The sequence below is a fragment of the Kitasatospora sp. NPDC058492 genome, from assembly GCF_042720685.1.
GTDB lineage: Bacteria > Actinomycetota > Actinomycetes > Streptomycetales > Streptomycetaceae > Kitasatospora.
Window position 1 is genome coordinate 51,864 of the sequence record NZ_JBHXMU010000005.1, and the last position, 20,267, is coordinate 72,130.

General features: G+C 72.3%; 20 protein-coding genes. 8 read left to right on the top strand and 12 right to left on the bottom strand.

Annotated features, from left to right (window positions below; genetic code table 11):
- Positions 1-26: 26 nt before the first annotated feature.
- From ACFWPI_RS05040 to ACFWPI_RS05055, 4 genes are all read left to right on the top strand, one after another.
- Complete coding sequence (locus ACFWPI_RS05040; protein WP_380424591.1) at positions 27-506, top strand: ATP-binding protein; 480 nt, start codon at positions 27-29, stop codon at positions 504-506.
- Between the two features lie 79 nt (positions 507-585).
- Complete coding sequence (locus ACFWPI_RS05045) at positions 586-969, top strand: hypothetical protein (RefSeq protein ID WP_380375411.1); 384 nt, start codon at positions 586-588, stop codon at positions 967-969.
- 13 nt (positions 970-982) lie between these two features.
- Entirely contained in the window at positions 983-1,564 is a 582-nt protein-coding gene (locus ACFWPI_RS05050) for an HD family hydrolase (RefSeq protein WP_380375412.1), read from the top strand.
- 34 nt (positions 1,565-1,598) lie between these two features.
- Positions 1,599-1,940, top strand: coding sequence for a hypothetical protein (locus tag ACFWPI_RS05055; RefSeq protein WP_380375413.1), 342 nt, complete (start codon positions 1,599-1,601; stop codon positions 1,938-1,940).
- Between the two features lie 21 nt (positions 1,941-1,961).
- On the opposite strand, the gene ACFWPI_RS05060 is transcribed toward ACFWPI_RS05055, so the two are convergent.
- From ACFWPI_RS05060 to ACFWPI_RS05080, 5 genes are all read right to left on the bottom strand, one after another.
- Positions 1,962-2,435 (bottom strand): hypothetical protein, encoded by a 474-nt coding sequence (locus ACFWPI_RS05060; RefSeq protein ID WP_380375427.1) that lies wholly within the window; start codon positions 2,433-2,435, stop codon positions 1,962-1,964.
- A 17-nt stretch (positions 2,436-2,452) separates the two neighbouring features.
- Positions 2,453-2,764 carry a putative quinol monooxygenase gene (locus ACFWPI_RS05065; protein ID WP_380375415.1) on the bottom strand — a complete coding sequence of 104 codons (312 nt, stop codon included), beginning with the start codon at positions 2,762-2,764 and terminating at the stop codon, positions 2,453-2,455.
- A 3-nt stretch (positions 2,765-2,767) separates the two neighbouring features.
- Positions 2,768-4,108 carry a hypothetical protein gene (locus tag ACFWPI_RS05070; protein ID WP_380375417.1) on the bottom strand — a complete coding sequence of 447 codons (1,341 nt, stop codon included), beginning with the start codon at positions 4,106-4,108 and terminating at the stop codon, positions 2,768-2,770.
- A gap of 314 nt (positions 4,109-4,422) precedes the next feature.
- Positions 4,423-4,623, bottom strand: a complete 201-nt coding sequence (locus tag ACFWPI_RS05075; protein WP_380375419.1) for a hypothetical protein — start codon at positions 4,621-4,623, stop codon at positions 4,423-4,425.
- Between the two features lie 360 nt (positions 4,624-4,983).
- Positions 4,984-5,115, bottom strand: coding sequence for a hypothetical protein (locus tag ACFWPI_RS05080; protein WP_363376953.1), 132 nt, complete (start codon positions 5,113-5,115; stop codon positions 4,984-4,986).
- A 581-nt stretch (positions 5,116-5,696) separates the two neighbouring features.
- Here ACFWPI_RS05080 and ACFWPI_RS05085 point away from each other — a divergent pair.
- Entirely contained in the window at positions 5,697-6,524 is an 828-nt protein-coding gene (locus ACFWPI_RS05085; RefSeq protein WP_380375420.1) for a hypothetical protein, read from the top strand.
- 114 nt (positions 6,525-6,638) lie between these two features.
- Positions 6,639-7,112, top strand: a complete 474-nt coding sequence (locus ACFWPI_RS05090; RefSeq protein ID WP_380375422.1) for a DIP1984 family protein — start codon at positions 6,639-6,641, stop codon at positions 7,110-7,112.
- A gap of 298 nt (positions 7,113-7,410) precedes the next feature.
- Here the strand turns inward: ACFWPI_RS05090 and meaB are convergent, their stop codons facing one another.
- Genes meaB through ACFWPI_RS05105 form a run of 3 tightly spaced genes read right to left on the bottom strand, consistent with a single transcriptional unit; the run spans position 7,411 to position 12,494 of the window.
- A complete protein-coding gene (gene meaB / locus ACFWPI_RS05095) occupies positions 7,411-8,412 on the bottom strand; it encodes a methylmalonyl Co-A mutase-associated GTPase MeaB (protein ID WP_380380665.1) in 1,002 nt (333 codons plus the stop codon).
- A 12-nt stretch (positions 8,413-8,424) separates the two neighbouring features.
- Positions 8,425-10,629, bottom strand: a complete 2,205-nt coding sequence (gene scpA, locus ACFWPI_RS05100) for a methylmalonyl-CoA mutase (protein ID WP_063346509.1) — start codon at positions 10,627-10,629, stop codon at positions 8,425-8,427.
- Positions 10,626-12,494, bottom strand: a complete 1,869-nt coding sequence (locus tag ACFWPI_RS05105) for a methylmalonyl-CoA mutase family protein (protein WP_380380668.1) — start codon at positions 12,492-12,494, stop codon at positions 10,626-10,628. The genes scpA and ACFWPI_RS05105 overlap by 4 nt, the downstream gene beginning before the upstream one ends.
- A 302-nt stretch (positions 12,495-12,796) precedes the next feature.
- On the opposite strand from ACFWPI_RS05105, the gene ACFWPI_RS05110 reads away from it, so the two are divergent.
- Both ACFWPI_RS05110 and ACFWPI_RS05115 read left to right on the top strand, forming a co-directional pair.
- Positions 12,797-13,867, top strand: a complete 1,071-nt coding sequence (locus tag ACFWPI_RS05110; protein WP_063346507.1) for a C40 family peptidase — start codon at positions 12,797-12,799, stop codon at positions 13,865-13,867.
- Between the two features lie 229 nt (positions 13,868-14,096).
- The gene (locus ACFWPI_RS05115) at positions 14,097-15,116 is read left to right on the top strand and encodes an acetamidase/formamidase family protein (protein ID WP_380380670.1); all 1,020 of its coding nucleotides are present in this window, start codon (positions 14,097-14,099) and stop codon (positions 15,114-15,116) included.
- Positions 15,117-15,154: 38 nt separating this feature from the next.
- Here the strand turns inward: ACFWPI_RS05115 and ACFWPI_RS05120 are convergent, their stop codons facing one another.
- The 4 genes from ACFWPI_RS05120 to ACFWPI_RS05135 form a co-directional block, all read right to left on the bottom strand.
- Positions 15,155-16,114: a M56 family metallopeptidase gene (locus tag ACFWPI_RS05120; protein ID WP_380380672.1), complete on the bottom strand. Its 960-nt coding sequence runs from the start codon at positions 16,112-16,114 to the stop codon at positions 15,155-15,157.
- Complete coding sequence (locus ACFWPI_RS05125; RefSeq protein WP_063350923.1) at positions 16,111-16,479, bottom strand: BlaI/MecI/CopY family transcriptional regulator; 369 nt, start codon at positions 16,477-16,479, stop codon at positions 16,111-16,113. The genes ACFWPI_RS05120 and ACFWPI_RS05125 overlap by 4 nt, the downstream gene beginning before the upstream one ends.
- Before the next feature lie 146 nt (positions 16,480-16,625).
- Complete coding sequence (locus ACFWPI_RS05130) at positions 16,626-19,376, bottom strand: FtsX-like permease family protein (protein WP_380380969.1); 2,751 nt, start codon at positions 19,374-19,376, stop codon at positions 16,626-16,628.
- Positions 19,373-20,227 (bottom strand): ABC transporter ATP-binding protein, encoded by an 855-nt coding sequence (locus tag ACFWPI_RS05135; RefSeq protein ID WP_380380971.1) that lies wholly within the window; start codon positions 20,225-20,227, stop codon positions 19,373-19,375. The genes ACFWPI_RS05130 and ACFWPI_RS05135 overlap by 4 nt, the downstream gene beginning before the upstream one ends.
- Positions 20,228-20,267 lie beyond the last annotated feature (40 nt).

Here is a 20,267-nt window from a genome sequence, read left to right on the forward strand (position 1 = left end):
TTCCCCGGCTCGGGTGGAGGGTGTTCGTGGTGGTCAGTTCGCTGAGGAGTACTCGCTTTCCGGTTCCGCTGGAGTGGGGCGTGCCGCCAGGGGTCGACGCCGTGCCGGGGGCGCGGCGGTTGGTGGTGGACATCGTGCGGGAATGGGGGGTTCCACTCTCGGAAGGCGCGCTTCAGGAAGTGGAGTTGTGCGCGAGCGAGGTAATTGCCAATGCGCTCGTGCATACAAAGGAGCGCTGCGCCGTGACCGTTCGGTGGTGCGCCGGGCGCTTGCGGGTTGAGGTTGCAGACGGGTGCTCGGGGCTTCCCCGGCGGGAACGCGGCGACGAATCGACGGGCGGGCGTGGCCTCTTGCTCGTCGAAGCCCTGGCGCACGCATGGGGCTGGTACCCGGCAGGGGTAGGCAAGGTGGTCTGGTTCGAGTACCTGGAAGCCGCCGAAGCGCCGTGCCCCACGCATGGGTGGGGCACGGCGCTGGACCTCCATGCTCTGCGAGAGGTGGCGTAGTGGCAACCTTCGCGCGCCTGGTGTGGTGGGCGCTCTTCTCGGCCGCCGTGGTGGCAGGGTTCGCGGCTGGTTGTGATCGTTGGGGAGAGGTGTTGGAGAAGGCCTCGCGGATGAGGCGGGTGCGCTGGCGAACCTCAACTACTGGGCGTACTGGGTCGGCGAGGTCCCGTACCTCGAACTCTCCGACGACTTCATCGCCGCCCGGTCGCCGGGTCCGTGGCCCGGCGACAAGCTCCTCGCGCACCTCGTTCAGGGGCTCGGCCCGCAGTGCGGGTACGCCGAGTTGAACATCCACAGTGTGTGGTCACTGCTCCAGGTCCGGCCGGATCTGCTGCGCTCCGGAACTGCGGCCCGCGCCCTGCGCGAACGGCTCCCGGTGCTGTTGGATGGTCGGGAGCTGTCGCGGCGCGGGCGACGCGAACTCGACAGCATCCGCTACGCGATCCGCCTTGTCGAGGCGTGAGAGGAGCCAGACAGTGACAGACGACCTGACGCCGGTGGCGAGGTTCCTGTTCGAAGCCGGGACGCTCAAGCAGACCAAGCGCACGGGCTGGTGGATGGCCGGCGTCCGCGATCCCGAATCGGTCGCCGAACACTCCTGGCGAACCGCGTTGATCGCTTCGATCATTGCCAAGCTCGAAGGCGCGGACCCGGCGCAGGCCGCCTTCCTCGCGGTCTGGCACGACTCCCAGGAGACGCGCACCGGGGACGTCAACCATCTGGGGAAGAAGTACGCGCCCGGCGCCGATCCGGCGGCGGTGACGGCCGACCAGGTCGGCGGCATGCCGGAGATCCTCGCCTCGACCATCCGGGATCTCGTCGCGGAGTACGAAGCGAAGGACTCTCCGGAGGCGGTCTGCGCGCGGGATGCCGACAAGCTGGAGTGCCTGATCCAGGGAGTCGAGTACAAGGCGCAGGGCTACGCGAACGCTCAGCGCTGGATCGACAACAGCCGTGGCCGTCTCACCACGAAGACCGCCAACGCACTCGCCGACGCCGTCCTGGCAACCGACTCCCTCGACTGGCTCCGTGCTGCCCTCGGCGAGAGGCCGAGCTGACGCGGGTCGTGGATCGCGCCTTGAAGGCGGCACCTTGCCGGTGTCGGTCTCAAAGCGGCAGTTCGATGTGATGGTGGACGACGCCGCGCACGAGATCATCCGGGGCCTGGGCTTCACCCCTCGCATCACGTTCGAGAAGCGGTGCCGCAACTACGGCTTCCAGCGCGACGGAAGGCACCTGCTCGCCACACTCGTTCGCGTTCCCGAGTTGGACGACGCCACGTTCATCGAGGTCGAGACGACGGCCGCCACGGAGGCCGACCTCACGCCGGCCCTCGCCCTTGTCCGTGCGGTGCTGGCCGAACTCGGCATCAGGGAAGTCGACTTGACCACTGAGCTGTACACCGACGCGGTCGCGGCGGCGCGACCGGCCTGACTGGTAGGCCTCATTCCGCATTCACCGGCGCGCTCCCTGCGGCCACAGCACCTCAACCGGCACGCCGCGCCGGCGGGCGTAGGCGACCACGTCCGCCGTCCCGCCGTAGCCGCGGGCCGGCAGGCCGTCCCAGACGGCTAGGAGTTTGTCGACCTGGGCTACCAGGACCTCGCTCCCCGCCATGTGGGCGGCTTCGTCGGACTCCACCCGGCCTGTTCGGTGAACGGCGTTGGCACTGCTCAACAGCCGGTCGTAGACGGGGTGATGCCAGTCCGGCAGCCCGTCCCGGTATTGATCCGCCGGAATGACGGCCTCCAGCCGGGCCCCCCGTTCGAGCGCGATCTCCGCCAGCCACGCGTCCGGCCCGTCCGCGATGCAGGACACGACCGTGAGCCCAGTCGGGTCCTCGCCCGCGAGAGCGTCTTCGAGTAGCCGTCGAACCTGCTCCTCCACTCCGGCCGCCAGCCCCCGGTGCCCCGTGATTCCGATCCGCAGACCGCTCCGGTCGGCCTTCACGGCGTAGTGCCCTTGCCGGAGGTTTCATCCAGGAACGTCACCTCGAACGATTCGAGGTGCTGCGCGCGTTCGGCCAGGAATCGGCGGACGTGAGGTTGCCGTTCGTGCTCCTCGAAGGCCGTACGGTCCGCGTACAACTCATAGAAGACCCGGACGTGTGGCTCGCCCGGCACGGTGTGAGTGACGTAGAGGAGTGTGCCCGGTTCCTGGGCGCGGATTTCTTCGAGGGCCGCAGCTGCCAGCTGGTCGAAGGCGCGGGCTGCTGTGGCGTCGTGGGTGATGAAGCGGACGACCAGACCGAATCCCACGGGTCACGCGGCCTTCTGGCCGGCGACCTCGCGGGTGCGCTGGTGGAGCTGGCGGACCGTACGGTTGGTGGCTCGTGCCGGGAGGCCCTTGCCCAGAGCCTGGAAGTGCTCGTCGCCACGGACGGAGCTGATCGTGACGTAGTCGTCCAGGAACGCGTTCCAGGTGGCGCAGGCGGCCTCGACGTGCCCGAGTTCCATCTGGCGGCGGGCCAGCAGGCCGTTGCCGTGTACGCGGCCCTGTTTCTCGTTGGCGGGGCGGGCTCGGTTGGAGAGTTGAAGTTCCTTGATTGCCCCTGAGAGGTCGCCGAGTTCGTACAGCACGTGCGAGACGTGGAAGTGGTAGGCGGCCTGGTCGTAGCCGCCGACGGAGTCGTTGCGGCCCTCGGCCTGGGTCAGCGCGGTTTCGGTCTCGGCAAGCCGCGCGAATGCCTGCCGCTGGTCCTTCACCATGGCGGCGCCGTGCGCCTGTTGGCCGGCGAGGAAGGCCCGCAGTCGCGGGCCGGAGGCCGGAGCCGCTTCGGCGGCCGAGTCGGCCAGTTCCAGCGCCTTCGGGCCGTATCCGAGATTGGACGCCTGGAGCGCCATGCCCCGTAGGGTGCGGCAGTACGTCACGTGGTCCTGGGCCTCGCGTGCGAGCTTGAGGGCCTGGACGTAGTACTTCTGGCCGAGACCGTGGGCAGTCTCGTACATCGCCATCCACCCGGTGAGGTAGGTGAGATCGGCGGCGGCCGACAGCAGCCCGGCCTTCACTTCCGTGGTGCCGGATGCCTGGAGCCAGGGTCCGACCGAGTTGACCAGGAAGGCCGCCGCCATCGGGCGGGCGTGGGCGGCGCCGAGCTCGTCGAGGATATCGGCGATCCGGTCCGTCATTCTCCGAACGGTCTCGACCTCGCCCTGGCCGACCCGCACGGTACGGCCCGCAGCGGCATGGTTCATCCGGTCAGCGGTGTCGTCGAAGACCGGCAGTGTCAGGGCGAGCGAGTAGAGCCCGGAGGCGAGTACACCACGGCGTGAGGGATCCATGTCGGCTTTGCCGATCGACATCAGATCGGACAGGACCCCCTGGCTGCCCGCCTGCTCGGCGCCGCGCCCGAAGCCCGTCTCCTCGGGTGTCACCGGTCGTCCGAGCCGACGTGAGAACGTCTCGCGGACAATCTCCTGTGCGTCTGCCCGGGGCTGAGTGCCCGAGAGCCAGTGCGAGATCGCCGACTTGTCATAGGTCAGCTGGTGCCCCGCCTCGGCTCCGACGCGATTCACGGCTCGGGCGAGCTGGCCGTTGCCCCACCCCGCCTGCTGCATGAGTGTCGCGAGCGCGGTGTTGGGTGTGCGCGGTCGGTGGGTCATCGCGATCCCGTCCTCTGTTCAACCGGTTCAACGCCTGGACCAGCTTCGCCTGTTCTCCCTTCTTGTGTACCCGCGTTGACTTGGCGTCAGCCATTTGGACGGTGGGTGTGGACCCGAACGATCCGGCATGGCTGCAGAATTGTCGCTATGTGACCGAATGGATTCCCAGTGATCGTCAGTCCGCTCAACACCGCTCGATTCCCGGTTCCGCTGGAGTGGGGCGTGCCGCCGGGGGCCGACGCCGTGCCGGCGGCCCGGCGGTTGGTGGGGGCGATCGTGCGGGAGTGGGGTGTGCCGCTGTCGGCGGACGGGCTTCAGGAGGTGGAGCTGTGCGCCAGCGAGGTGATCGCCAATGCGCTCGTGCACACCAGGGAGCGCTGCGCCGTGACCGTCCGGTGGGTGCCGGGCGGGTGCGGGTGGAGGTCGCCGATCGGTGCCCGGAGCTCCCGAAGCGCGAGCGTGACGCCGGATCGACCAGCGGGCGTGGCCTCCTGCTCGTCGAAGCGCTGGCGCACGCATGGGGCTGGCGCCCGGCGGGGGTGGGCAAGGTGGTCTGGTTCGAGTACCTGGAAGTCGCCGAAGTGCCGTGCCCCACGCATGGATGGGGCACGGCGCTGGACCTTCACGCTCTGCGAGAGGTGGCGTAGTGGCGACCGTCGGGCGCCTCGCGACTGTGACGGATTGTTGACTGACAGTAAGGAATTGGCTTGTGCGTCGGTGTCTCGGCTGCTGCCGAGACTGAGCCAGGACACGTTGGCTGGGACTTGGTCACGGTTGTTGGAACCGGAGTGCCCCAGCGCTGGAATCGCTCTTGGGGCTACTACTCCAGCTGTAGTTCGTGAGGCGTGTGTGACTGAAGGCGTGAAATGGGTTGATCATTCCCAGCCGTGCTCGGCGTAGGTCCGGTTGTCCCACTCCGGGTGCTCTGTGGTGTAGGTGCCCCAGCCCATGCGCTGGTAGTACAACGTCATCGCGTCGAAGTAGCTCGCGGCCTCAACGGTCCACACGAGCCGGGCACCTTCGGACAAGAGCGCACGAGCCCCGTCTCCGCGCGGTCCGGCCAGGCAGAACATCTTTCCCTCCTCGCCTTCGTCCCACAGCTCGTGAAGCATTGGCTCAGGATAGGTCCCAAGCGGCGCGGTGTGACTACAACGGCTGAACCGCTGTCGTCCCCGCCGCTCCAGTTGTCCTGCGTACGCGCTCGCTCGGTTCCAAGCCCCTCAGCGGAGCGGCCACGGACGCCGCGAGCCCGGGTAGTTCGGAACTGGTTCCAACAAACCTGTCCCACCGGGTCGAAACGGCCAGGTCACCACACCGTGTCAGTTTCACCTACCGTGTCCCGGCTCAGAGACACCGACGTCAGGCCCTGTCCTGGCAGTTGTGCCCGACTGGCTCAGAGGGTGTCGGTGGTGGTCAGTCGACTGAGAAATGCGTCGGGGTGGGGTGAGCCGCCCGAGCATCCTCGGCAACTGATTTTGATCGGTTGTCAGGTGATGCCGGTGGATCGAGTGGCGGTCCTGGGGTCGTGCCCGTGTGGGTGCGTCAAATGTGGTGGCGGCCCGGTGCCGGGGGTGGTCATTCTGGGTGGATGGGTGATCGTGCGAATTTTGTCGTTGTCCGCGAGAGCGGTGAGTTCGAGCTGTACCTGTCGCGGTTCGGGGCGATAGGAATCGACCTCGACCTCCTGGCCGGGCCGGCGGAGGCGCTTTCGATGGTCCGGCACCTGAGGGCGGTCGACTGGTGGCTGGATGATGTGCACTGCCAGGGTGCGGCACTGATCGACCTCGGCCGGAAGGTGCTGATGCTGTTCGCCTGGGAAGGGCCGAGCGCCGAGATGCGTCACAGGGCGGCCACTCTGGAACTGTTGCGGGAGGCATGGGTGGGGTGGGACGTCCGGTGGATGTACGACGGCCCTGCCGAGCTGCGGACGTACCTGGGGCTGGACCCCGAACACGTCCGCGCTCGTGGGCGCGGGCATGCGGTGGGGCCGCTGCTCGAACCGGGCGACGAGGAGCTGGCTGACCCCGAGTCGATGGTTGCGGTGGTGACGGTCGGGGCGGTCGGGGCGGAGCACTGCTACGTGCTGGCGAACGTCAACGACCATCCGGTCCGGGAGGGGGCTGCGCTGCTCGACCGACTGGCGGGCGGCCCCGAGCACGGGGTCTGCGAGGCGTCGGCCGATGCCGGCATCCACGTCGATCCGCTGCGTCGGCGGGTGGGCTGGTGGGTGCTCGGGGCGTCGGCGGAGGCGTACGAGATGCCGCAGCGGTGGCCTGGTTGGACGGTGGAGTTCTGGCAGGACCGCTGGGAGGAGCATGTACTCGCGGCGCCCGGACGTTTCTCGCCGCCGCCGGTCGACCGGGCGAGGGCGCTGGCGGACGTACGGGCCGCGGCCGAACGCCGTCGAGAGGCATGAACCCGCCCGGCGCCCGCCGGGTCGGCCTGGCCGACCCCACCCCGCGAACCGTGCCGGCAGGCACTGACGTGCATACTTGCCGGACGATCAGTAGGACGTAGAGGTGATGACGCGGTGAAACTGGCTGAAGCGCTCGCGCAGCGCGCGGCTGCGGTGCGGCGGGTGGAGCAGTTGCGGGCGCGCGTCGTCGGCAGTGCCCGCTACCAGGAGGGCGAGGAGCCGGCCGAGAGCGCGGCGGAGGTCCTGGCCCAGGCCGGAGAGGTGCTGGACGAGCTGGAGCGGCTGATCCGTCAGATCAACCGGACCAACTCCACCGCGCTCATCGAGGGCGGCGGCACGCTGACCGATGCCCTCGCCCGCCGGGACGTCCTGCGGCTGCGCCACTCGGTGATCACCGCGGCCGCCGACGCCGCCTCCGGGCGCGACCAGCGCGGAGTCGTACGGCAGTTGCGGTCCGAACTCAGGATCCTCGCCGCCCTGCCGGTCGCCGAGCTCCGCGCCCAGGCGGACGCCCTGGCGAAGGAGATCCGCGAGGTGGACACCCTGATCCAGCGCACCAACTGGGAGATCGACCTGATCGAGGACTGACCCCACCAGCTGGGTGTGGGAAGCAGGTAGTCGCCACGGAGGCGTGCACACACCGCGGGCCGGCGGTTCATCCGGCCCTTGGCGCGTGAAGAGCAACGCAGGGGGTTCGATTCCTCATCAAACAATGCAGCTCAGCATCGCGTACAGGTGACAGAGCACACTGTACAGCTCACCACCACGTGCAGATCCGGGCGACGAGGGCGGGAACGGGGCGCCCCACACCCGGTGCGAGGGCCGTGCACACCAGCACGGCCCTCGCACCTTTTCCACCCCGGGGCCGCTCAAGAAGCGCCTCCCGTCAGGGCGCACCGAAGAAGCCGAAGAAGGCGTCCAGGATCTGCTGCGCGGCCAGCCCCGCCGGCATGGTGCCGGCGCGGACCTGGGCCTCCAACTCGACCGAGAGCCGCAGCACTTCGGGGTGTTCGTGCAGCCGCGCGTAGAGCTGGTCGTGGACCATCGTCCAGGTCCATTCGACCTGCTGTTCCCGCCGTTTCGCGGCCAGTGCGCCGGTGGCGTCGAGGACCTTGCGGTGTTGCTGGAGCCGTTCCCACAGCACGTCGAGTCCGGCGCCGTCGCGGCCGCTGCAGGTCAGCACGGGCGGCGTCCACGCCGCGTCGGGGGCCTGCAACAGCCGTAGGGCGCCGGCGAGTTCGCGGGCGGCGGCGCGGGCGTCGGGTTCGTGCGGGCCGTCGGCCTTGTTGACGGCGATGACGTCGGCCAGCTCCAGGACGCCCTTCTTGATGCCCTGCAACTGGTCGCCGGTGCGGGCGAGGCTGAGCAGCAGGAAGGTGTCGACCATCCCGGCGACGGCGGTCTCGGACTGGCCGACTCCCACCGTCTCGATCAGGACCACGTCGTAGCCGGCGGCCTCCATCACCACCATGGACTCCCGGGTGGCCTTGGCGACGCCGCCCAGTGTCCCGGAGGTGGGCGAGGGGCGGACGAAGGCGTGCGGGTCGACGGCGAGGCGTTCCATCCGGGTCTTGTCGCCGAGGATGGAGCCGCCGGTGCGGCTGGACGTGGGGTCGACGGCGAGTACGGCGACCCGGTGGCCGAGCCCCGTGAGCATGGTGCCGAAGGAGTCGATGAAGGTCGACTTGCCGACACCGGGCACGCCGGTGATGCCCACCCGGACCGCGCCGCCCGCGTGCGGCAGCAGCCGTTGGAGCAACTGCTGCGCGAGCGCGCGGTGGTCGGGCCGGGTGGACTCGACGAGGGTGACGGCGCGCGCGATCCAGGCGCGCGAGCCGTCGAGGACACCCGTCACATAGCTGTCGAGGTCGATCGTCCGCGGAGGCATACGATCAAAATCTCACAGCTCGTGGCCGAGGTCGGCCGCCAGGGAGGTGAGCAGGTCGTAGGCGGCGTCCGGGATGACGGTGCCCGGCGGGAAGACCGCCGCCGCCCCCGCCTCGTACAGCGCGTCGAAGTCCTGCGGGGGGATCACCCCGCCGACCACGATGGTGATGTCCTCCCGGCCGGCCTCGGCGAGTGCGGTGCGCAGCGCGGGGACCAGGGTGAGGTGCCCGGCGGCGAGCGAGGAGACGCCGACGATGTGCACGTCCGCCTCGACGGCCTGGCGGGCGACCTCGTCGGGGGTCTGGAAGAGCGGGCCGACGTCCACGGTGAAGCCGAGGTCGGCGAAGGCGGTGGCGATCACCTTCTGGCCGCGGTCGTGGCCGTCCTGGCCCATCTTGGCGACCAGGATGCGCGGGCGCCGGCCTTCGGCCCGTTCGAACCGCTCGACCAGGTCGCGGGTGCGCTGGAGGGAGGCCGAGGGGCCCGCTTCGTCTCGGTACACACCGGAGATGGTACGGATCTGGCCGCTGTGCCGGCCGTACACCTTCTCCAGGGCGTCCGAGATCTCGCCGACGGTGGCCTTCGCCCGGGCCGCGTTGACGGCCAGGTGCAGCAGGTTGCCGTCGAGCGAGCCGCCGCGCTGCGGGCCGGCCTCGGCGGCCCGGGTGAGCGCGTTCAGCGCGTCCTGGCAGGCCGCCTCGTCGCGCTCCTCCCGGAGCCGGCGCAGCTTTTCGAGCTGGCGGGCGCGCACCGAGGAGTTGTCGACCTTGAGCACGTCGATCTGCTCGTCGCTGTCCACCCGGTACTTGTTGACGCCGATGACCGGCTGGCGGCCGGAGTCGATCCGGGCCTGGGTGCGGGCGGCGGCCTCCTCGACGCGCATCTTCGGGATGCCCGCGTCGATGGCCTTGGCCATGCCGCCGGCCGCCTCGACCTCCTGGATGTGCTGCCAGGCGCGGCGCGCCAGGTCGTGGGTGAGCTTCTCGACGTAGGCGGAGCCGCCCCACGGGTCGATGACCCGGCAGGTGCCGGACTCCTGCTGGAGCAGCAGCTGGGTGTTGCGGGCGATCCGGGCGGAGAAGTCGGTGGGCAGCGCCAGCGCCTCGTCGAGCGCGTTGGTGTGCAGCGACTGGGTGTGGCCCTGGGTGGCGGCCATCGCCTCCACGCAGGTACGGGTCACGTTGTTGAACACGTCCTGGGCGGTGAGCGACCAGCCGGAGGTCTGCGAATGGGTGCGCAGCGACAGCGACTTGGCGTTCTTCGGGTCGAACTGCTTGACCAGCTTGGCCCACAGCAGCCGGGCCGCGCGCAGCTTGGCGACCTCCATGAAGAAGTTCATGCCGATCGCCCAGAAGAACGACAGCCGCGGCGCGAAGGCGTCCACGTCCAGGCCCACGTCCAGGCCCGCGCGCAGGTACTCCACCCCGTCGGCCAGGGTGTAGGCCAGCTCCAGGTCGGCGGTGGCCCCGGCCTCCTGGATGTGGTAGCCGGAGATGGAGATGGAGTTGTACCGGGGCATCTTCTGCGAGGTGTACGCGAAGATGTCCGAGATGATCCGCATCGACGGCTGCGGCGGGTAGATGTAGGTGTTGCGGACCATGAACTCCTTGAGGATGTCGTTCTGGATGGTCCCCGCCAGCTTCTCGGGCGCCACCCCCTGCTCCTCGGCGGCCACGATGTACAGGGCCAGGACGGGCAGGACGGCGCCGTTCATGGTCATCGACACCGACATCTTGTCCAGCGGGATGCCGTCGAAGAGTTGGCGCATGTCGTAGATCGAGTCGATCGCCACGCCCGCCATGCCGACGTCGCCGGTGACGCGCGGGTGGTCGCTGTCGTAGCCGCGGTGGGTCGGCAGGTCGAAGGCGACCGAGAGGCCCTTCTGGCCGGCTGCCAGGTTGCGGCGGTAGAAGGCGTTGGACTCCTCGGCGGTGGAGAAGCCCGCGTACTGGCGGACGGTCCACGGCTGGTTGACGTACATGGTCGGGTACGGCCCGCGCAGGTACGGGGCGATGCCCGGGTAGGTCTCCAGGAAGTCCAGGCCGGCCAGGTCCGCCGTGGTGTACAGCGGCTTGACGCCGATGCCCTCGGGGGTGTCCCAGACCAGCTCGTCGACGTCCTTGCCGGTGGACTGCCGCCAGGCGGCCCGCCACTGGCCGTCGGTGACGTCCCCGGAGGGATCCCCGTTCAGCCCGATTCCGGTGAAGTCGGGGATCATCGTGCCACTCCGATCTGGTCGAGCAGGGAGGTGAGGACGGCGATGGCGTCCCCGCCCGCGTGGATGAACTCGTCTACTCCTGCCGGGACTTCGCCGAGTCGACCGGCCAGCAGCACCCGTCGGGCTCCGGCCGCCTTCAGCGCGCCGGCGACGGCCTCGGCGTGCTCGCCGTACTGCGCGTCGCTGGAGCACAGGCAGGCGGCGGTGGCGCCGGAGGCGGTGAAGGCCTCGGCGAAGGCGGCCGGGTCGACGGACTCCAGCGAGGTCGTCGCGATGCCGCCGGCCTGGAACAGGTTGGCGGCGAAGGTGGTGCGCGCGGTGTGCGCGGAGGCGGTGCCGATCGAGGCCAGGAACAGCTTCGGCCGCTCGCCGGTGGCCGCGAGCTGCGCGTCCGAGCGGTCGCGCAGCGCCTCGTACGCCTCGGCGCGGCGCACCTGCGGCAGCCCGCCGCCCGGTGCGGCCGGGGCCGGTTCGCGGACCAGCGGCTGCTCGTCCAGGTGCGGGAACTCGCTGACACCGGTGACGGGTTCGCGCCGCTTGGCGAGCTTGACGGAGCGCTCCGCCCAGGTCGCGGCGATCCGCTCGCGGACCGTCCCGTCGGTGAGCGCCGTCTGCTGGCCGCCGGCCCGCTCGATCTCCTGGAACCAGGCCCAGGCGGCCGCCGCCAGCTCCTCGCCCAGCTGCTCGACGTACCAGGAGCCGCCGGCCGGGTCGATCACCCGGGCGAGGTGGGACTCCTCCAGCAGGATCGACTGGGTGTTGCGGGCGATCCGGCGGGCGAAGGCGTCCGGCAGGCCGAGGGCGCTGTCGAAGGGCAGCACGGTGACGGCGTCGGCGCCGCCCACGCCGGCGGCGAGGCAGGCGACGGTGGTGCGCAGCATGTTCACCCACGGGTCGCGGGCGGTCATCATCACCCGGGAGGTGACCGCGTGCTGGCGCTGCGCCGAGGCCGCCGCGGAGGCCCCCGACACCTCGGCGACGCGGGACCAGAGGCGGCGCGCGGCACGGAACTTGGCGATGGTGAGGAACTGGTCGGCGTCGGCCGCGTAGCGGAATTCCAGCTGGCCGAGCGCGGCGTCCACCGACAGCCCGGCGGCGGTGAGCGCCCGCAGGTAGGCGACGCCGGTGGCGAGCGAGCAGCCCAGCTCCTGGGCGGGCGAGGCGCCGGCCTCGTGGTAGGGCAGGGCGTCCACGGTCAGCGCCCGGACGCCGGGGTACTCGGCGGCGCAGCGGGCGGCCAGCGCGGTGGCCTCGGCGAGCAGCGCGGTGGTGCGTCCGGTCTCGCCGGTGCGGGCCTGGAGGCCCAGCGGGTCGGCGCCGAGGTTGCCGGCGGCGGCGCCGGGGGAGACCTCGCGCTCCTCGTACAGGGCGAACAACTGCTCGGCGGCGGCGGTGAATTCGGGCCCGGCGTCGAGTGCCACGGCGGCCAGGTCGAGGTACACGCCGGTCAGCGTCTCGGGCAGGGCCGTGACGGGCAGGCCCGCGCCGCCGAGCTCCAGCCAGAGCGAGCCGACGCCGTTCTCCAGGTCGGCCAGGACCGCCTCGTTGGTGCGCCGGCGGTCCGGGTCGGCGTGCCGCTGGCGGACGTCCCAGCCGGCGACGGCCGCGCCCTGCGGCCGGCCGCCGCGGACGAACGGGGGGAAGCCGGGGTAGCCGGCTTCGGCCGGGGCGTCCTCGGCGGTGTACAGCGGGCGGGCGCGCAGCCCGTCCGGGAGTTCGGTGGTGAGCGCCCGCTCGGCGGCGGCGCCGTCCGCGGGCTGCGCGCCGGACTTGCGCAGCACGCCCTCGACGAGCTGCTGCCACTGCTCGCGGTGTGCGGCCGGGAATTCGGCGGCGAGGGGGAGCCCTTCGGGCAGGACGTTCATGACCGCAGGTTAGCGCTCGTTCGCAGGCCCGCAGGAGGGGCGGCCCGTGTGACCTTTCCCTCGATTTGGCACGTTCTCAGCACTCCGGGCGGCGAGGAGTGCCGCGGACGGTGGCACCCGAGGTCAACGCCGGTGCCGGGGGCCACGATCGATCGCCCGGAACGGCCCGGAACAGGGGGATTGCGGAACCCCTCCACTCATCTATTAAGTTACTTCGAAGAAGGTGGGCGGGGACCGAACCCCCGTAGGTCCTCGCCCGCCTTCGCCGTCCCCTGCCGTCCCCCGAAGGAGAGCCCCCCGCCATGGGAAAGCGTCGCAAGCCCAGCCCCCCGAGCCGGGCCCGCATGGCGGTCCTCACCACGGCCATGGCCGGCGGCGCCGTCCTCGCCTCCGGCACCGCCCACGCCGAGCCCGCCCCCAACCTGGCCTCCGTCAAGGAGCAGGTGGACAAGCTCAACGAGGAGGCCGAGCAGGCCGTCGAGCAGTTCAACGGCTTCCAGGAGAAGCAGCAGAAGCTCCAGGGCGACGCCAGCAAGATCCAGGAGAAGGTCGCCCGCGGGCAGGAGGCGATGAACGAACTGCGCTCCCAGCTCGGCGCGGTGGCCGCCGACCAGTACCGCACCAACGGCATCGACCCGTCCTTCCAGCTGATGCTCGACTCCGACCCGGCCGCCTACCTGGAGCGCGCCTCGGTCCAGAACCACCTCGCCGACTCCCAGATATCCCTGCTCAAGCAGGCCCAGAACGAGCAGCGCAAGCTCGACCAGGACCGCGCCGAGGCCACCGCCACCCTGGCCCAGCTCGACTCCGTCGGCACCGAGCTGGGGGAGAAGAAGAAGCAGATCCAGGTCAAGCTCGCCCAGGCGCAGGGCATGCTCAACAAGCTGAGCGCCGAGGACCGCGCCAAGATCAACGCCCAGCAGAACGCCGAGAAGGCCAAGGCCGAGGCCCAGGCGGCGGCCGCCGCCGACCGGGCCTCCCGCTCCTCGGAGCGCCCGAACATGAACACCCCGGCGCCGCCCGCCAGCGGTCGCGCCGCCGCCGTCCTCCAGTTCGCCTACGCCCAGCTCGGCAAGCCCTACGGCTGGGGCGCGACCGGCCCCAACAGCTTCGACTGCTCCGGCCTCACCGGCGGCGCCTACCGCGCGGGCAACGTCAAGCTGCCCCGGATGTCCCAGGACCAGTGGAACACCGGCTCCCGCGTCCAGCGCGCCGACCTCCAGCCCGGCGACCTGGTCTTCTTCTACCCCGACATCCACCACGTGGGCATCTACATCGGCGACGGCAAGATGATCCACGCCCCGCGCACCGGCAAGAACGTCGAGGTCCTCCCGATCAGTGCCATGCCGTACGTGGGCGCCGTCCGCCCGTAGCCGTAGCCGTAGCCGTAGGCCGTGGCTGCAGCTGTGTGCTGTGCCCGGCAGTCCGGCAGTCCGGCAGTCCGGCAGCCCGCTCCCGCCTCGGCGGGGGCGGGCCTTCGCGTTCTCCGGGGCCGCCATCTGGACATACTTGCCTCCGCAGTCTCCCCACACCTGCAGGGTCGTCACGGAGAGAGAGCACCATGGTTGACACGCCCGCGCCCACCACCCGCGAGGAGAACCCGTGAGCCTGCCCGAGACCGTCCAGCTGGCCCCCGCTTCGGCCGACTACGCCTACACCTTCGGCGGGCGCGCACCGCTCGTCACCGTGCAGCCCGGCACCATCGTCGAACTGACCACCGAGGACTGCTTCGGCGGCAAGGTGCGCGGCACCGGCGACCTGCCCAGCCAGGTGTGCGTCTTCCCCTACCTCAACCCGGTCACCGGGCCGATCGCGGTGGCGGGCGCGGAGCCCGGCGACGTCCTCGCGGTGCACTTCGTGGAGATCACCCCGGCCCGCGACTACGGCGTCTCCAGCACCTTCCCGCACTTCGGCGCGCTGACCGCGACCCACAGCACGGCGATGCTGCACCCGCCGCTGGAGGAGCGGGTCTGGGTCTACGACCTGGACCTCAAGGCGGGCGTCTGCCGATTCCGGGCCCGCAACAGCGACTTCACGGTGGACCTCCCGCTCGACCCGATGCACGGCACCGTCGGGGTCGCCCCGGCGGCCGGCGAGGTGCTGGCCTCGATCACGCCGGGCGCGCACGGCGGCAACCTGGACACCCCCGAGATGAGGGCCGGCACCACCGCCTACTTCGGGGTCAACGTCCCGGGCGGGCTGCTCGCCATCGGCGACGGCCACGCGCGCCAGGGGGAGGGGGAGGTGTGCGGGACGGCGGTGGAGGCGGCCATGCGCACCACCGTGATCGTCGACCTGGTCAAGGGCGGCGGACCGGCCTGGCCCCGGCTGGAGGACGACCGCTTCCTGATCAGCACCGGCTCCGCCCGCCCCCTGGAGGACGCGTTCCGGATCAGCCAGCACGACCTGGTCGGCTGGACCGGGCACCTGCTCGGCCTGGACCAGCTCGACGCCTACCAACTGGTCAGCCAGGCCGGGCTGGCGCCGGCCGCCAACGTCTGCGACACCAACTACACGATGGTCGCCAAGCTGCCGAAGAGCCTGCTCGGGCGGGTCCGCGCCTACGACGGCCTGCACGACCGCCTGCGCGAGACCGCCGAGGCGTACCTGCGGCACCGGTAGGGTCGGTCCGGGATCGTGACCGGGGGGCGGCGGGCGCCCTACGGGTGCGGCGCGCAGGCCAGCAGGTACGGCAGCAGCGGGAGCGCCGACACCGCCATCCAGAAGGCCAGTTGGCGCCCGCGCCGACCGTGCCCCGGGCGGGCCAGTCGGCGGACCCGGGCCAGCACCCCGGTGGCGGCCACCGCCAGCGCCCCGCCCGACGCGGGGCCCAGTGACCCGCCCGGCGGGATGCCGTGCGCCCCGCCCGGCACGATGCCGGGCGCGGCGCCCGTCGGGGCCCCGGACGTCGCCAGGGCGCAGAGCGCGGAGGCGAGTTCGCTGCGCGAAACCCGCGCCAGCGCGGCGTCGTCGGCCGCCATCTCCAGCAGCAGCCCCACCTCCGCCCGCCCTCGCCGGGCCAGCGGCAGCGGGCCGAACAGCAGGGCGAAGGTGTCCGCCGGCAGCCGGAACAGGTGGTGGCGGCCGCGGATGTGTCCGTGCTCGTGCGCCACCGCCGCGGCCAACTGCCGTTCGTCCAGCAGCCGCAGCGCCCCGCGCGACAGGACCACCCGGGAGCTGCGGCCGGGCAGGCAGTAGACGGTCGGGTGGGCGTGCTCCAGGATCAGGGCGCCCCAGCGCCCGTCCCGGACGGCGACCAGGTCCAGCATCGCCCGGTGCCGCCGGCGCGCCCGTCCGGCCCGGACGCCGACGGCCGTCACCACCGTGGCGATCGCGGCCCCGGCGGCGGCCAGCAGCCACCAGTCGTGGGTGTGCGGGGCGGTGGGCCCGACCGGCTCCGGGTGCGGGAACAGCCCGACCAGCCCGGCCGGCTCGTGGGCGAACGGTTCCACCGCGTGGTGCGCCGCCAGCAGCAGAGCGACCAGGAAGGAGGCCATCAGGGCCAGCCAGAGCGCGGCGCCCGCCGCCGGGCGCGCCTGCAACCGGGCCGAGCCGGCCAGCCGGCGCGGCAGCAGGACCCCGGTCACGGCCAGGTGGAGGCCGAGCAGCGCGAGGGTCACTCGGCGTCCCGGGCCTTCACCTGCTCCAGCGCCGCCAGCAGCGCGGACGCCTCGTCGCTGCTCATCCCGTCGACGAAGTGCAGCAGCGCACCCGCCCGGTCCGGCGTGGTCTCCAGCGCCTGGCGCATCAGCTGCGCGGTGTACGCCTCCCGGGTGCAGGTCGGCTCGTACGCCCAGGCCCGGCCCACCTTGTCCCGGCGCAGCCAGCCCTTGGTGTGCAGGATGTCGGCCACCGTGGTGACGGTGGTGTACGCGACCGGCCGCTGACGCTGGAGGTCGTCCACCACCTCGCGTACGGTGGCGGGCCGGCCCCAGGACCACAGCCGGTCCATGATCTCGGCCTCCAGGTCGCCGAACCCGCGCAGCACCGCCGTTCTCTCCCTCGCCGACCCGCCGGCGCCCTTCGCCCGCTAGAACCCGCCCATGGTACGGCCCTCTCGCGCGTGGGTCGCCCGCGCACGCCGAAGCCCGCCCCCCATTTCGGAGGGCGGGCTTCGGCGTGCGCCGGGGGTCAGGACAGCCGCCGCCCCATCGGGATGCGGGAGCGGGTCAGCAGGGCGGCGAGCAGCCCCGCCAGCACCGGGAGCACCAGGACGACCAGCAGCAGCTGGTCCCAGGGGGCGGTGATCAGGGCCGGGTGGCCGCCGAACCCGCTAGCCCGGGACTTCAGCAGGCCCACCGCGGGGACGAAGCCGTTGACCGCCCCGAGCAGCGCCCCGAGCAGGGCGATCATCGCGCACTGCAGCCCCGCCATGGTGCGGCGGATCCGCGGCGGTGCGCCGACGGCGGCCAGGGTGGCCTGGTCCTGGCGGGAGTCGGCGGCGGCCAGACCGGTGGCGATGCCGGCGGCGCCGAGGACGACCAGCCCGGCGAAGCCGCTGAGCGCCAGGGTGAGGGCGTCGCCGCGGGGCTGGAAGCCGCGCTCGACCTCCAGCTGGGCGGCCCGGTCGAGTCGGACGACGGCGGCCTCGGCGCGCTGCTGGGCCTTGCGGTCGGGCGGGGTGGCGGGCACCCAGATCGCGCCGGTGGGCCTCGCGGTGAGCCCGGGCAGGAGCTTGGGCAGCGCCGAGGGCAGGATCAGGCCCTGGGCGAAGCGGGCGGCGTTGGGGTTCTCGACCAGGACGGCGTCGGCCGGGATTTCCTGGAGGTCGGGCTTGGGGACCTCGCCGGGCTGGAGCGGCGCTCCGGAGCTGCCGCGCAGTTGGAGCACCGCCCGGCCGTCGCCGGCGAGGAAGGCGCGGTCGAAGACCAGGATCTTCCCGGCGGCCAGGGCCTGTTCGGCGGCCGGGTCGTGGATGCCGAACTGGGTGCGGAGCATGGCGGCGTCCCCGGCGGCCAGGTGCGGCGGGCCGGACGCGGTGCGCCAGTTCACGGTGCCCTTGAGCTGGACGGTGCTGGAGCAGTTGGCACAGAACTGGTACACCGCCTCGCCGAGGTCGGCGCGCGGCCCCAGGTCGGTCAGCTGCTTGCCCACCTCGGCGCGCAGGCCGTCGAGTTGCGGTCCGTCGGCGGTGGAGAGGAGCTGCACGGCGCCGTACGGGGCCTGCGGCCGGTAGTCGCGGCGGTTCTCGGCGTCGGTGCTGGTGCTGTAGACGCCGATGGCGACGGCCCCGGCCACGGCGGCCATCACGGCGGCGACGGCCGGCGCGGTGCGCGAGCGGTGCCGGGCGGAGTCGCGCAGGGCGAGTCGGGGGCCGAGCGGCAGCCGCTTGGCGAGCCGGCCGAGCAGGGCGACGAGTGCGGGGGTGCAGGCGAGCAGGCCGAGTTCGGCGATGACGGAGCCGCCGAGCACGGTCAGCGTGCGGGTGTCGTAGGTGCTGACGACGGGCACGCCGCCGTGTTGCACCGCGCTCGCGCCGTACAGGGCCAGGGCGGCGCCGGCGGCGAGCAGCAGCACACCGAGCACGGTGACCCAGCGGTTCGGGGCCTGGACGGTGTCCCGGCCGGTGAGTCCGGCGGTGACGCTGCTGCGGGCGGCCTGCCGGGCGGGCAGTGCGGCCGCGAGGAGCGCCGTGAGCAGGCCGATCCCGCCGATCGCGAGCAGGTCCAGTGGCGGCAGGGCGAAGTGCCCGAAGCGGGCGCCGCCGGCCCGTTCGATCCACGGGCGCAGCCCGGCGACGAGGCCGCCGCCGAGGACCACGCCGACCACGGCCCCGGCCGTGCCGAGGACGAGGGCGCCGCCGAGCACCACCGCGCCGACGTGCGTCCGCCGGCCGCCGGCGGCGCCGAGCAGCGCGAGCTGGCGGCGGGAGCGGCGGGCGCCGACCGCGAAGGCGGGGCCGGCGAGCAGGGCGACCTCCAGCAGGCCCATGCCGGTGACGGTGGCCACCACGACCTTGGTGTTGTCGTCGGCGGAGGGGCCGAAGGAGCGGTAGGCGTCCCGGTAGTAGGGGACGGCAGCGCGCGGCGGCGGGGCGAGCGCGACCGAGCGGGCGGTGAGGGTGTAGCCGTGGGCGTTGAACTCCTGGACCTTGGCCCAGTCGAGGGCGGCCCCGGCGGGGAGCCGGACCAGCCAGGCGCCGCGTTCGGGCTCCGGCGCTGCCGCGGCCGGGCTGCCGGGAGGCGTGGCGGCGGCGAGCTGGCTCAGCAACGCGCCCGGCTGGGCGACGAGTTCGACCCGGCGGAGGTCGTCCGGGTGCTCGACGACGCCGGTGATGGTGAAGGTGGTCCGCTCCAGGCCGGGAAAGGTGGTGGTGCCGCCGACGGCCAGTCCGGAGTTGTCGAGGAAGGCCCGGGTGGCGGCCAGTTCGCGCGGGCCGCCCGGGGCGTGGCCGTCGACCAGGTCGAGCCGGCCGTGCCAGAGCGGGTCGGCGAGGTCGGCCTCGGTGGTGAGGGTGCGGACCAGGCCTTCGGGGGAGGTGGCGCCGGTCTCCGGGCCCTGCCGGGCGGAGGTGAGCACGCTGCCCGGCGGCAGGAGTCCGGTGACCAGGGCGACGGGGTCGGTGCCGGCGGCCTTCTGCTGCTCGGCCGTGGGCGGCTGCCCGGGGCGGGGCTGGACCGCGAAGGCGCCGTCCTCGGCGACCGGGGCCTGCTCGACGGTCCGGCCGGGGGCGAGCGACGTGACCAGGGCGTCCGCCCCGCCCAGCACCCGTTCGACCCGTTCGGCCGGGGTGAGCTGCCCGCTGCGGTGGACGACGTCGGCGCCGGTGACGCCGAGGACGGGCAGCGCGATCATGGCGACGATCAGGGCGCTGCGGCCCTTGGCGCGCAGCGCGTCGCGGCGGGCGATGCGCAGGGCGACCTTCCAGGCGCCGAGTCTCATCGGGTCACCTCGCCGAAGCCGCCGGCCGCGTGGCCGAAGTCGCCGGACGCGTGCCCGGCTCCGTCGGCCGGAGCACTGAGCGGCTCGGTGGTCAGTCGGCGCTTGCCGGTGCGCCGCCCGTGGCTCTCGGAGGCGACCGCGCCGTCCTTCAGGTGGACCACCCGGTCCGCCCAACTGGCGTGCGCCGCCTCGTGGGTGACCATCATCGCGGCGGCCCCGGCGTCGCAGCGGGCGCGCAGCACGGCGAGCACGGCCTCGCCGGTGGCGGAGTCGAGGGCGCCGGTCGGTTCGTCGGCGAGGACGAGCCGGCGCTCGCCGATCAGCGCGCGGGCGATGGCGACGCGCTGCTGCTGGCCGCCGGACATGTCGTCGGGGAAGCGGTCGGCGAGTTCCCCGATGCCGAGTTCCTCCAGGGCGGCGAGCGCCTCGCGGCGGGCGGTGCGTCCGGAGACTCCGTCGAGTTCGCGGGGGAGCGAGATGTTCTCGGCGGCGGTGAGGGCGGGGATCAGGTTGTAGTCCTGGAAGACGTACCCGATGGAGCGCCGCCGAAGGTCGGCGAGCCGGCCGCGGCTGAGGCCGCCGAGGGCCACGCCCTCGACCAGGATCTCGCCCTCGCTGGGCGTGTCGAGTCCGCCGGCCAGGGTCAGCAGGGTGGACTTCCCGGAGCCGGACGGGCCCATGACGGCGACGAACTCGCCGGGGTGGACGGCCAGTTCGACGCCGCGCAGGGCGTGTACCTCGGCGGCGCCCCGCCCGTGCACCCGGGTGACGTTGGCCAGGTGCAGGACGGGTGCGGATCGGGTCGGATCGCTGTGGGACACACTTCCCCCTCGTGAGCTGTTGAGCTGCATATGTCGGTGAACTATATATGCCGGATGGGGGTGCACGTCG